The sequence below is a fragment of the Pseudarthrobacter sp. alpha12b genome (genome assembly GCF_054130495.1).
On record NZ_CP196746.1, the window covers coordinates 3,133,269 to 3,146,408 of the forward strand.

At 65.9% G+C, this 13,140-nt stretch carries 9 protein-coding genes; 7 read left to right on the forward strand and 2 right to left on the reverse strand.

The window, feature by feature from the left end; translation table 11 throughout:
- Window positions 1-25: 25 nt before the first annotated feature.
- The 3 genes from ACTAQI_RS14555 to ACTAQI_RS14565 all read left to right on the forward strand — a co-directional run bounded on the left by ACTAQI_RS14555 (window position 26) and on the right by ACTAQI_RS14565 (window position 2,636).
- The gene (locus ACTAQI_RS14555; protein WP_457946790.1) at window positions 26-481 is read left to right on the forward strand and encodes a hypothetical protein; all 456 of its coding nucleotides are present in this window, start codon (window positions 26-28) and stop codon (window positions 479-481) included.
- Window positions 439-1,491, forward strand: a complete 1,053-nt coding sequence (locus ACTAQI_RS14560; protein WP_457946093.1) for an IS3 family transposase — start codon at window positions 439-441, stop codon at window positions 1,489-1,491. The genes ACTAQI_RS14555 and ACTAQI_RS14560 overlap by 43 nt, the downstream gene beginning before the upstream one ends.
- A 113-nt stretch (window positions 1,492-1,604) precedes the next feature.
- Window positions 1,605-2,636, forward strand: coding sequence for a family 43 glycosylhydrolase (locus ACTAQI_RS14565; RefSeq protein ID WP_457946791.1), 1,032 nt, complete (start codon window positions 1,605-1,607; stop codon window positions 2,634-2,636).
- A gap of 100 nt (window positions 2,637-2,736) precedes the next feature.
- Here the strand turns inward: ACTAQI_RS14565 and ACTAQI_RS14570 are convergent, their stop codons facing one another.
- Complete coding sequence (locus ACTAQI_RS14570) at window positions 2,737-4,029, reverse strand: ammonium transporter (protein ID WP_457946792.1); 1,293 nt, start codon at window positions 4,027-4,029, stop codon at window positions 2,737-2,739.
- 449 nt (window positions 4,030-4,478) lie between these two features.
- Here ACTAQI_RS14570 and ACTAQI_RS14575 point away from each other — a divergent pair, with 449 nt between their 5' ends.
- The 4 genes from ACTAQI_RS14575 (at window position 4,479) to ACTAQI_RS14590 (ending at window position 11,233) form a co-directional block, all read left to right on the forward strand.
- Window positions 4,479-8,027, forward strand: coding sequence for a discoidin domain-containing protein (locus ACTAQI_RS14575; RefSeq protein WP_457946793.1), 3,549 nt, complete (start codon window positions 4,479-4,481; stop codon window positions 8,025-8,027).
- Between the two features lie 186 nt (window positions 8,028-8,213).
- Window positions 8,214-9,212 carry a LacI family DNA-binding transcriptional regulator gene (locus tag ACTAQI_RS14580; RefSeq protein ID WP_457946794.1) on the forward strand — a complete coding sequence of 333 codons (999 nt, stop codon included), beginning with the start codon at window positions 8,214-8,216 and terminating at the stop codon, window positions 9,210-9,212.
- Between the two features lie 141 nt (window positions 9,213-9,353).
- Window positions 9,354-10,484, forward strand: a complete 1,131-nt coding sequence (locus tag ACTAQI_RS14585; RefSeq protein WP_457946795.1) for a Gfo/Idh/MocA family protein — start codon at window positions 9,354-9,356, stop codon at window positions 10,482-10,484.
- The gene (locus ACTAQI_RS14590; RefSeq protein WP_457946796.1) at window positions 10,484-11,233 is read left to right on the forward strand and encodes a ThuA domain-containing protein; all 750 of its coding nucleotides are present in this window, start codon (window positions 10,484-10,486) and stop codon (window positions 11,231-11,233) included. The genes ACTAQI_RS14585 and ACTAQI_RS14590 overlap by 1 nt, the downstream gene beginning before the upstream one ends.
- Here ACTAQI_RS14590 and ACTAQI_RS14595 read toward each other — a convergent pair.
- A complete protein-coding gene (locus ACTAQI_RS14595; protein WP_457946797.1) occupies window positions 11,230-13,137 on the reverse strand; it encodes a DUF2264 domain-containing protein in 1,908 nt (635 codons plus the stop codon). The two genes, ACTAQI_RS14590 and ACTAQI_RS14595, sit on opposite strands and share 4 nt — an antisense overlap.
- Window positions 13,138-13,140: the final 3 nt, after the last annotated feature.

Below are 13,140 nucleotides of genomic sequence, written 5' to 3' on the forward strand. Positions count from 1 at the left end.
ACTTCGGGGCGGGGAAGGAACGCCCATGGAAATTCCGACTCGTCCCACAAAGTTTCATCGGTTCTCGGCCCAGCAGAAGTGGGATTTGTTGCTGGAATACGACAAGTGCGTGGACTGGGGTTCCAAGTCCGAGTTTTGCCGCCGGGTTCAGGTGCACTCCGCGACCTTCCGTGATTGGCTTGCTGCCCGGGATGAAGGGCGGCTCCTGCCGCCGGGGGTTCAACCCGGGACAGGTGAGGGGAAGACATGGATGACAGCGCGTGACAGGGATGAACTCAAACACCTTCGGACAGAGAACGAGCGGCTGAAGCAAAAGCTGGAGAAGTCGGAGGCCGCGGTGGAGATCCTGGGAAAAGCTGCCGCGCTCCTGGACGCTATGGCCCGGAGCGCGGCAGCAACAGATCCCCACTTGGACGAACCGGAACCAGGCCGGCCAGAGTGGCTGAAGAAGCCCGTCGACGGGACGTCCTCCTCGGAGTGATCACCGCGTTGAGTGGTGTCGGCTACGGAGTCCGCAGGGCCTGCAGCCTGCTGGGGCTCTCCCACGAGACCTGGTACCGGTATCGCAGAGGCACCAAACGCCCCGGTGTTGTCGTTGCACACCGTGACCGGTCCTATCCGAACAGGATCAGCCCCGAGGACGAAGAGAAACTGCTCCAAACCATTAACAACGAGGAGTATTCCGGGCTCTCCGTCACACAAGCCGTGAGGAGGATGGCTGATGCCGGGGACATCTATTGCTCGATGGCATCTGCCCACCGGATCGTCCGTCGGCATGGCCAGAACGGGGACCGACGCCGCCGAAGATCCGCTGGCGCCGCAACAACCTCCCGCGCGAAACCAGTCCTCCAAGCCACAGCGCCGAACCAGCTATGGTCCTGGGACATCACGATGCTTCGGGGACCCGGCAGACAACACCTCAAGCTCTACACCATCATTGACGTCTTCTCGCGGAAAGTCATGGGCCACCGAGTCGAGCAGGTCGAGGACACAGCACTCGCCCAGGACCTCATCCGCAGCGCAGTCCTGGCTGCCAGGACAGCCCCGAAAGTGCTCCACGCGGACAACGGAGGACCCATGAGGTCCGCCCGGACATGGGAACTGCTGCGCACCTTGGGGATCCGTCCCTCGCATTCCCGCCCGAGAGTCTCCAACGACAACCCCTACATCGAATCCCTCTTCAAGACCGTGAAGTACTCACTCGAATTCCCCGAGCGCTTCGAATCGCTCAAACAAGCTAGAGACTTTGCGCGCTGGTTCTTCGATGACTACAACAACAACCACCTACACAGTGGCCTGAACTGGTTCACACCCACTTCAGTGCACGATGGCAGCGCAGCAGACATCCGGAACCACCGCCAACACGCCCACGAGGCCTACTACCGCCGACACCCCGAACGCTTCCGCAGCCCCCCGGTCACTCCGGCACCGCCCGGGGAAGCCTGGATCAACCAACCCAACCAAACACCCAAACTGTCACAGACAGCTTGATTTATTCCGTATTTCGGTAGCGGCGATGAATGCGCACAGCGCGAATGCGTTTGCGCGGCGCCAACGGCGGCATATGCTGGTCACCAACCGAAAACTACAACGTTGGAGAAACTGTGCCGCACCGGTTGTCCGCCACGGAAAAATCCGCATCAACGCCCCTGCCGCCCCTGCGGCCGGACGCATTCGCCACTCCGTACCGTGACCCGGTCTGGGACGGGCCCACCGACCCGATCCTCGTCGCCGACCACCTCAAGGGCGAGTGGGTCCTCCTCTACACCCAGCGCCGCGCCACGGCTCCGGGGCTGGCCGGGGTGGAATGGGTGCACGGCACCGGCATCGGTGTCGCGAGATCGTCCGACGGCGGCGCAACCTGGCGCTACCAAGGCACCGTGGAGGGACTCATCCCGCCCGGAACGGAACTGCCGGCAACCCTCTGGGCGCCCGACGTCGTACGCATTGGCGGCCGATGGATCATGTACCTGACCGTCCTGGGCGGCAGGCGCACGGACTGGACCGGGAAGGCGGAAATCGTCCAGTTCGCCAGCACCGACCTCGAAAAATGGGAGTACCTGGGCCGCATCGACCTGGACTCCCCGCGGGTGATTGACGCTGCCGTGGCCCTGTGCGGGGACGGCCGCTACCGGCTCTGGTACAAGGATGAGACCCGCGGCTCCAACACCTACAGCGCGGTGAGCGACACCCCTGACGACCCGGCGTCCTGGACGATGGAAGGCGTCGCAATACCCGGCCGTCCCCACGAAGGACCAAAGGTCTTCCGGCTGGGCGGCAGCTACTGGATGATCGTGGACGAATGGCGCGGCCAGGCCATTTACCGCTCCCCCGATGCAACAGGCAACTGGATCCGGCAGGAGCACCTTGGCGGGCTGATCCTCACGGCGCCGGAATCGGTGGACGGAAGGGCCGTCGTCGGACGCCATGCTGACGTGGTGCCCCTTCCGGACGGGAAACCCGGAGAAACGTCCGACGGCGGCACGCAGAACGCGCTGTTGGTTTACTTCACGCATCCATACTGGGGCGGCGAGGACATCGATACGATGGCGCCGGACCCGCGCACCCGCCTCAGCCACATCCGGGCCGCCGTGCTGGAAGTGCGCGACGGAATCCTGGTGTGCACCGGGCACTAAGGCGGCCACGGAGAAGGGCCAAACCCCGGAACTATAAGCCGGCGGCTGCCGGCACCGGTCCAAGGTTTGGCCCTGATCCGTGCACTGGGAAGTGCCGGGGCTAGACCCGCTGCGGCGACCCCAGCTCCACCGGGTCCTCGTCCGTCAGGTACGCCAGTTCGGAGTGGGCCGCGAGGTCGATGCCGCGCAGTTCATCCTCGGGCTTGATGCGGAGGCCGCCCATGGCCTTGTCCAGGATCTTGGCGAGGATCCAGGTGATGCCGAAGGAGTACACCAGCACTGAGACGGTGGCGATCGCCTGGACGCCGAGCAGGTCGAACCCGCCGCCGTAGAACAGACCGCTGACGCCGTTCGGGGCCTTGTCCGTGGCGAAGAGGCCGATCAACAGGGTGCCCAGGATGCCGCCCACCAGGTGGACGCCGACGACGTCGAGGGAATCGTCGAAGCCCAGCCGGAACTTCAGCTCGATGGCCAGCGAGCAGACGGCTCCGGCGATGGCACCGATGGCCAGGGCACCCAGCGGGCTGACTGCGCCGCAGGCCGGGGTGATGGCAACCAGCGCGGAAATCAGGCCGGAGGCGGCGCCCATGCTGGTGGCAGCGCCATGGCGGACCCGCTCAACGAGGGCCCAGGCGAGCAGGCCGGCGGAGGCGGCCACGGCGGTGTTCAGGAAAACCACCGACGCCGACTGGCCGGCGGAGAGGGCGGAGCCGGCGTTGAAGCCGAACCAGCCAACCCACAGCAGGCCTGCGCCCAGCAGCACCAGCGGCCGGCTGTGCGGCTTGGCATGCTCTACCTTGGGCCAGCCGGAGCTCTTGCCCAGGACCAGTGCGAGCGCCAGTGCCGCGGCGCCGGCGTTCATGTGGACCGCGGTGCCGCCGGCGAAGTCGATGGCCTTGATGCCGTTGGCGATCCAGCCGCCAACGCTGCTGCCGTCCGCCGAGTTGAACGCAAACACCCAGTGGGCGATGGGGAAATAGACAACCGTGGCCCAGATGCCCGCGAACAGCATCCAGGCGCCAAACTTCATGCGGCCCGCGGCGGCACCGGCAACGAGTGCAGTGGTGACGCAGGCGAAGAACAGCTGGAATGCGGCAAACAGGATGACCGGAATGGACGCGGAATCGTCTTTGGCCAGCAGCTGCCCCATGCCGGGGAACTCGGTGACGTCACCAATGATTCCCAGGCCGCCCACGGAGTTTCCGAAGGCCATTGAGTAACCGAACAGTGCCCAGAGCACGGCGACCAGGCTGGCACCGCCGACGCACATCATCATCATGTTCAAGATGCGGCGGGACCCCACCATGCCCCCGTAAAACAGGGCCAGGGCTGGGATCATCATGCACACCAGCGCCGAGCTGGCCAATATCCAAGCGACATTTCCCGAATCCATGGGAAACCCCTTTCAAGATGCGAAGAGAGAACGGTTAATTGCCGTCAGAGCCGTCCGTGGGAGGGACGTGGACGGAGGGGCCACGTTCAGCGGAGGGGCGGCTGGTGCCGTCTGGTTCCAACTGTATGGCGGCTGTTTTGGGGTGGGTTTCCGGTGTGTTAAATGATCGTTTCGGTCATCCGCCACCGAGTTTCAGGCGTCCCACTGATCGCTCCCAAGCCCGTCCCACGCGTCGCGGGAATGGTGCAGGATCGCTGCCGGAGCACAGCAACAGGCGCTCGAACGGTGCCTCCTGCGAGCAGCTTTGGTCGAACACGAACGAGCGTGTTCGAGTGCCTTGTTGAAGAGGCCTGCCGCCCATAGTCTCGCTGTGCCGCAGCTTCCCGCTCCTTGCCTTCCGGAGCGGGCGCCGGCGCAAGCACCGCTTCTTCAGACTGCGAGGTACAACAATGACGTTCTCCCCCCGACCACCACGACGGCTGCGAAGGCCGGTGGCCGCCCTGGCAGCCGCCGTCACGGCAGCAGCCGGGCTGGTGCTGTTACCGGCAGGGCCGGCGGCAGCAGCCGAAGCCACTCCCGTGACCATCTCCCCCAACCCGGCCAGCCGCGGCGAGGCCTTCGAAGGCTGGGGCACCAGCCTGGTGTGGTTTGCCAACGCGACGGCTGGCTACTCCCCCGAGCTGCGGGAGGAGCTCTACCAGAAGGTGTTCGGCGAGGACGGGCTCAACCTCAACATTGCCCGCTACAACGTGGGCGGCGGCAACGCCTCCGACGTTACCAACTACCTCAACGACGGCAGCGCGGTGGAGGGATGGTGGAAGCCGGTCACTGAACCGGGCGTCGGCGAAGCGGCGTCCAACCTGTACAACCCGGACGGCTCGGTGGACCCGACGCAGGCCAACAAGCTCGCGTTCCTCAACCAGTGGAACCCGGATGACCCCGCGTCCTACAACCCGGACGCGGACCAGAACCAGCGCTGGTGGGTGGAACGCCTCGCGGCCGACCAGCAGATCACCCATTGGGAAGCCTTCAGCAACTCCCCGCCCTGGTTCATGACCAAAAGCGGTTACGTCTCAGGCCAGGTCAACACCAGCAAGGGGGAAAACCTGTTGCCCCAGGCGGAAGCCAAGTTCGCCGCCTACATGAAGCACGCGGTAGAACTCCTCGAAGACGGCAGCGGCATAACGGTGGACACCATCGATCCGTTCAACGAGCCCAACTCCGGCTACTGGGGCACGGACATCAACGCCGCTACCGGCAAGCCGCCCACCACCTATACCCAGAAGCAGGAAGGTGCACTGATCTACCCCGCGGCGCAGGACCGGGTGACCAAACTGCTCGCCGGGGAACTGGCGAAAGACGGCACCACCACGGACGCCGTCATTTCGGCTATGGACGAGACCGACCCCAGCAAGTTCATGACCAACTGGAACGGCTACAGCCAGCAGGCCAAGGACGCCGTCTCCCAACTGAACGTCCACACCTACGGCACCAATGACCGCCGCCGCGTCCGCGACCTGGCGAACTCTACGGACAAGCCGCTCTGGATGAGCGAAGTGGGCGGCTTCTGGACGGGCAACCCGGCGCTCGGTGACTCCACCAGCGGCTGGGACCGTTCCAACATCACCAACGGCCTGGGCATCGCCGGCCGCATGGTCAACGACCTTCGGGAACTCGAACCGGATGCCTGGGTGTTCTGGCAGCCGGTGGAGGACACCTACAAGCAGGAAAAGGCGGACAAGGGCTGGGGCTCCATCTACGTGGACTTCGACTGCAACTACGAGGGCCGCGAAGGCTTCTCCAACCGCCGGCTCAACGACGGCGCCAGCCCCCAGGACGCCAAGTGCAAGGTACTAACCAACCAGAAGTACAACACCACCCGGAACTTCACGCACTACATCCGCCCCGGTGACTTCCTCATCCAGAATGACAACGCCAAGACCGCGAGCGCCCTGGACGCGGACGGCAACGGGGCCACGCTGGTGCACTTCAACGACACCCCGACGGCGGAGAAGGTCACCATCGATCTCAGCCGGTTTGGCAGCATCGCTTCCGGCGCCACCGTCACCCCGGTGGTCACCACCAAGTCCCCGCTGGACGACATCGAACGGAACGCCCTCGTCAAGGGCGCTCCGGTCGCCGTCGACACCGCGGCCAAGTCAGCCACGCTGGAAGTTCCCGCCGCATCCGTGGTGACGTTCGTCGTCGACGGCGTCAGTGGGGTGGCGGGTGAGGCCGCCCCGGTGCAGGACGGCCACACCTACCACCTGACCGGCGAAGCCAGCGGAAAGTACCTGGCCGGCAAAGCCGACGGGTCCGCTGCGATCCAGGACCTGGGCAGCACGACGGCGGAGGTCACGCCGCAGCTGTGGACGTTCACCGCGGCGGGAGGCAAGGAGTTTGGGAACGACCGCCGCTGGGTGGTCACCAACAAGGACGGCCGCATGCTGACCGGTACTGGCGGCGTGCTCAACGCCAGCCAAACCGGCAGCGCGTCCCTGGCCACCATGTCCCTGGAGCAGGCCAAGTCTGATCCGGCGGCGCAGTGGATCGTCACCACTGAGAACGGAAAGCAGTGGTCGCTGGTCAACGCCGGAGCCGCCATTGCCCTGCAGGTCTCAGGAAACCAAACCGCTGCGGGAACGGGAGTATCCCTTGGATCCTCCACCGGAACCACGGCAACGGCAACCGCCAGCCCGCACCAGGCTTGGGGTTTCACGGACCTCGCTGACCTCAAACTGCTCGGAACCAAGCCCGTGGAACTGGCCACACCCATCGGGACAGCACCGTCCCTGCCGGCCACCGTCACCCCGCTGTATGTAAAGGGTGAAGGGCGTCCGGCAGCAGTCCAGTGGGACGCTGTGGATCCTGCCGTCTGGAAGAAGCGAGGCACGGTGACCATCACGGGGTCAGGCACTGATGTCTACGGCCAGTCCTTCACCGACGCCAAAGCCACCGTGACCGTTGGCAAGTACACGGCGACGGACCCCGTCTCGGTAACGGTCGGAGCGGGTGCCTCCCTGGACGAAGTAAAAGCGGCCGCGCCCGCCACCGTTCCCGGCCAGGTGGGAGCGGCAACAGCGCGGAACGATCTCGCTGCCACCTGGGACTGGAGCACCCTTGACCAGACGTCACTGAAAACGCCGGGAACCGCCACCGTCCGGGGCAAGGCCAGCACGGGTGTGGACGGCGACAAGCCGCTCGATGCCCTGCTGACCGTACTCGTGGTGGACCGCGTCCCGAGCAGCAACATCTGCAAGGACGATCCCGCCACGACGGTTTCGGCCACCTACACCGAGGGTTCATACGTCGCGAAAAACACCTGTGATGGCAACACCTCCACCAGATGGTCCAACTGGGTGAGCGGCGGACGCGGCGGCGACACCCTCACGTACGGCTTCAGCCGCGACTACACGGTGGACTCAGTGACGGTGACGCTGGCCGAGAAGGCAGCCCAAAGCCTCAAGGTCCAGTACCAGGATGGGGCCGGAGCATGGCAGGACACCTCAGCAGGAACTGTGACGGGGCTAAGCCTCACCGCGCCGGTCAAGGTCGTCTTCAACCCTGTCACCACGAGCGGTATCAGGGTTGTCCTGACCACCGGCGGCTCCTACACCAAGGTGGCCGAAGTGGCCATTGCCGGCACACGGCTGGGTGAAGCAGGCCTTGCCGATCTTGGCCGGTTGCTGGTGGACCAGAAGTCCGTGGTGGGCTTCGGTTCCGGCACAGGTGACTACACAGTCCTGACGACGTCGACCGTGGCGCCCACCGTTGCCGCCTACCCGCTGGACACGAACGCGAAAGCAGCGGTTGCCCAGGCCACAACCGAGCAGCCGACGGCGACAGTCACCGTGACTGCCCCGGACGGCACCACCCGCGAGTACACGGTGACTTTTGTAACGGGCAAGGCAGCCTGTGCCGGCGGCGGCTGGACCACCAACGTGGAACCGGGCTTCGCCAATGAAGGAGAGTGCGTGAGCTACTTCGCCTCAAAGTAGCCCACATATCAGTCCCCCACTTGCGGGAATCACGCGAACGGCCGTTGCGGCCGCCGGGCAACTGGCGGCTGCAACGGCCGTTCCGTTTTTGGCCTCCGGGCTAAGCTGGGGAAACCCGCCACGGCATACCCCCACTCGGCGATGCAGCGGGGACCTACGCCAGTGGCCGCGGAAGGACAAACGAAAATGGCTCGAGCAACCGTGCAGGACGTCGCCAAAACGGCGGGAGTGTCCGTCGGCACGGTGTCGCGCGTCCTGAACGGCAGCCCGGCAGTGAGCGCATCGAGCAGGGAAAAGGTTGCGGGCGCCATCCGGCAACTCAACTACCGGCCACTGGCGTCCGCCCGCGATCTTCGCCGTGACCGCACCATGCGCATCCTGGCCATCTCGAAGAACCTTGAATCCCCCGTCATCAGCGAGGCCTTCCGCGGGTTCGGGGATGCCGCCGCAGAAGCCGGCTATGTCAGCCTCATCGCCCCCACGTCCGGGGACCTGGAACGCGGACAGCAGCTGGTGGACATGCTGCGCAACGGATCAGTGGACGGGTTGATCCTGTTTTCGCCCACCATGCCCGATGAGGATGTTGAAGCGCTGGCGGAGCAGCTGAGCGTTGTCCAGGTCTGCGAAATCGTCGATTCCAAAGCAGCATTCGGTGTATCCATCGACGACCGGCAGGCGGCCTACGACATCACGCGGCACCTCATCAGGACCGGCGCCCGGCGGCTGGCCATGATCGGCAACCAGGCCGCCCGCTCCGGCCGGCTGCGCGAACAGGGGTTCCGCGACGCCCTGTCCGAGGCCGGCCTAACCGCGGAACAGACCCTTTTCGTCAGCGGCACTTTCGACTTCCACGCCGGCCGGCGCCTCACCCGGGAACTCCTGGCCATGGACCGGCTGCCCGATGCCGTGTTCTGCGGCAGCGACACGGTGGCGGCGGGCTGCGTCCGGGAAATCACCGACGCTGGCCTGCGCGTGCCGGAAGATCTTGCCGTTGCCGGTTTTGACGATTCCATCCAGGCAGAGATGTGCGTCCCGGAACTCACCACCATCCGGCAGCCCGCCTACGACATCGGCCGGGTGGCCTTTCAGGCACTCTTGGAACGGATGACCGGACCGGGGGCACACCGCCGGGGCCGGACCTTCCTCCCGCATGAGCTCGTTATCCGGGATTCCACAAAGAACTAATAAGGGGTTGACGTCACCCAGTCATGCCTGAAAGGATTTTGGAATCGATTCCAAATCTAGAAGCGCATTGTCTTTCGACACCGATGGAATCGATTCCAGAAGGCCTCTCCCCGACCCCCATATGAAAAAGGAAGCATCCCTTTGAACAACCAGCAGTCCATCGCCCGGCAGGCACCCACGCCCGGAGACAAGTCCCAGGACCTGCGGGTGGGTGTGGTCGGCATCGGCTGGGCCGGCCAGCAGCACCTGAAAGCCTATTCCGAGCTGGACGGTGTACGCATCGCGTCGCTGGCGGGAATGGAGCAGGAACTCCGTGACTCCCTGCAGGCCGAGTACGCCATTCCCAACGGTTTCGCTGGCTGGGAAGAGATGCTGGACCACGGCGGCCTGGACGCCATCAGCGTGGCAGTGCCCACCTTCCTGCACGCCCCCATCGTCATCGCCGCCCTGGAAAGGGGAATCCACGTGCTGAGCGAGAAGCCCATCGCGCGCAACGCCGTCGAGGGCCAGGCAATGGTGGATGCAGCCCGGAAGGCCGGACGCGTCCTGGACGTGGCCTTCAACCACCGCCGCCGCGGTGACATCCAGGCCCTCAAGGAAGTGATCGACGACGGCGGGCTGGGCCGGCCCTACTATGCCAAAGCATCCTGGCTGCGCCGCTCCGGAATCCCCACCCTGGGCAGCTGGTTCACCAACCCGGAGCTCGCAGGCGGCGGACCGCTGGCGGACATCGGCGTGCACGCGCTGGACTACGCCCTGCATCTGCTCGGCGAACCGAAGGTGGTGGCGGTTTCGGCCGCGACCCACTCAGAGCTGGGCCCGCAGGGCAGGGGCGGCGGAAGCCGGTATTCGGCCCAAGCCACCAGCCACGCGTTCGAGGTGGAGGACTTCGCGTCAGCGTTCCTCCGGCTTGAAGGCGGCGGGACACTGCTCATCGAGGCGGGCTGGGCCACCTACCGGGAAACGGATGACCTGCTCGACTTCACGGTCTACGGCACCGACGGCGGTGCAGAACTCAAGGTGCATGGGGCACCCTTCCCACCGGTTGGCAAGCTGCGGGTGTTTACGGACAAGGACGGCGAATCCGCCGATTACGTGCCAACCGTGCTGCCGGGCCGCGCCCATGACGCAGTGGTGGAAGACTTCGTAACGGCGGTGCGCGGCGGCGAAGCAGCGTGGGCCGGGCACGACGGTTCCCTGGCCCTGTACCGTGCACAGATCATTGACGCGTGCTACCAGTCCGCGCTGGAGCAGAGGGAGGTTCGACTCTAATGAACGGAAAACTGAGGATCCGGGTGTGGAACGAGGGCGTCCACGAGGCCATCAACGAGCCCTCCCATATCGGGGAGATTTACCCTGATGGCATCCACGGTGCCATCGCCGCAGGCCTTCGTTCCTACTTTCCGGACGCAGGGATTACGACGGCGGTCCTGGCCACCGACGATGAACACGGCCTGGACGAGGAGGTGCTCGCGGAGACGGATGTCCTGCTCTGGTGGGGCCATATCGCCCACCACGAGGTGAGCGACGCCGTCGTCGAACGCGTCCACCGGCACGTGCTCGGCGGAATGGGACTGATCGTGCTCCATTCCGGACACTTCGCGAAGATCTTCACCAAACTCCTGGGCACCAGCTGCTCGCTGGCCTGGCGCAATGACGGCGAGCGCGAGCTGGTGTGGACCGTCAAGCCATCGCACCCCATCGCCGAGGGCGTGGACAGCCCCATCGTCATCCCCGAACAGGAGATGTACGGGGAACTGTTCGACATCCCGGACCCGGACGACCTGATCTTCATCAGCTCGTTTGCCGGTGGTGAGGTTTTCCGCTCCGGCGTCACCTTCACCCGCGGCAAGGGCCGCATTTTCTACTTCAGCCCGGGCGACCAGGAGTACCCGGTGTACCACCACCCGCAAATCCAGCGGGTGCTGGCCAACGGCGTGAAGTGGGCCGCGCAACCGGGGCTGCACCGTTCAGCCCCGGAAGTGACCAACCCTGCCCGGGAGTGGTTCGGGAAAGCCTAGAAACTGTCCAGGATGTCTGCGGGGTTTACCGGCGGGCCGTCGGAAAACGCAAAGCGCCCGTCCGGCAGGAAGTGCGCGCCGTCCAGTTCAGCGTCCAGGCCTTGTCCGCCGAGGCCGACGACGGCGGCATAGTCGCCGTCTTCAACCCCGCCCGAAGTGCCGATCCAGGGGATGGTCAGGTGTGATCCCGTAGGGTGCGGTGCCTGCCGGCCCCAGGTCCCGCAGTTGTCGAGCGTCCCTCCCCAGGGGACGGGCCTGACCTCGGAGGCAAGCGCAGAGCCGGCCTCGATGGGCCACCCGCCGATCCTCATCCTGGCGGCAAGGCCGGCGCCGCCGCGCACCCGGACCAGCCGCAGCTCCACGGCACCGCGCGTCAGGGACACCACCGTAGCTTCGGGGCCTGGAGTTGCGGTCCCGGCGGCGCCGCTGCCGTGGTCGGGACCGCCGTCGGGATCAAGGGCGATCCAGCTGGTGGCGGCCCGGGAGGCTCCCACCTGGATACCGTCCAGCGTGAGCTGCCCCAGGAATTTAAATCCCGTGCGGTGCGTCAGCCGGCCGCCGGCATCTTCGAAGACCACCGCGTTATCCAGTGACTCCGGCTCCAGGTCCGGAAAGGTGGCGGTGGAATAGCCCAAGCGGGCATACAGCGGCGAGTCGGCTACCCGGACGCCGGTGTTGGCGTGGTCGGTTCCGTGGTTGCGGACCCGGACGACGCCGTCTGCCACGGTCCCGTCCACTTGCCAGCCCGGCGCAGCAACGAAGCGCTGCGTGTCTCCAACCTCCACCGGCAACGGCTCCTCCACTGCCGTCCAGACCGGATGGTCTGCCGGCAGGGCCAGGCCAATCATCCCCTTGGCCGCCCAGTAGGGCGAGCCGGCCCCGGAGTAGGCCTGCTTCATTCCGGGGAACTCGCCGTGGAACCCGATGGTCAACAAACCCTCGCGGTTCACTGCCCCGCGTTCGAGAAAATAGCCCAGGATCCCGGACGCGGCCCGCCGGGAGACGCCAGGGCTGAGCCGGGTATGGCCCAAAAGCTGGCCGGACCAGAACGGCGCCGCCGCCGCAAACCGGTAGATCAGGCTCCGGCCCTGGACCAGTGGAGCGCCGTTGGCCCCCACCAGGTGCACGGCGTCGTCGAGGAAATCGGCAAGGCGCTCGCCGTCAGGGGCACTTCTGGCCCGGACGCGGGGATCCTCCGGCGCCATCAGCTGCAGCAGTTGCGGATACACCTGGAAGGCCCAGCCCACATAGTGGTCGTAGGCCCGCTCCGGGCCGTCGGCGAACCAGCCATGGCCCCGGTACAGCGAGTCGTGGATGGCCAGCCCTGCGTCGATGTCTGCGTCGGAGAACCGGCCGCCCACGCTGGCCAGGAACATCTCCACAACGATCTGGAACCAGACCCAGTTGATGGGCGGGTACTGCCCGCCGATCACGGTTTCGAACCAGGCAATCAGCTGCTCCTGGACCCGCTGCGGCAGCTTGTCCCACAGCAGCTCCCGGGTAAGCGCCAGGCCCACGGCGAGCGAGGCGGCTTCCACCTTCGCCTGGCCCAGCTCCCCCGGCGTGGGCCAGCGGTCAGGGTTGGCAGGGTCGGTTCCAGCGTCAAGCCCCTGCGCGTACCACTCCACAAGCCATCCGGTGTCCTCCGGGCTGCCGGCGATCCGGAAAGACGCCAGCAGGAACGTCCGCGCGAAGGCCTCCAGGGAATCGCTGCTGGGGCCATAGTTGCTGGTGGCGCCGGGCAGGTACAGGTTGGCATGATCATCAGTGGCGTAACGGTGGGCGGCCCGCAGCAGGTGGTCGGCGCAGGCGCACCAGTGCTCACGGGTCAGGCCGGTGAACGGGGAGAGCTCGCGGTCCAGCGGCGGAAGGACCAGGGCAGCGGGAAGTGCGGAAGTGGTCATGGG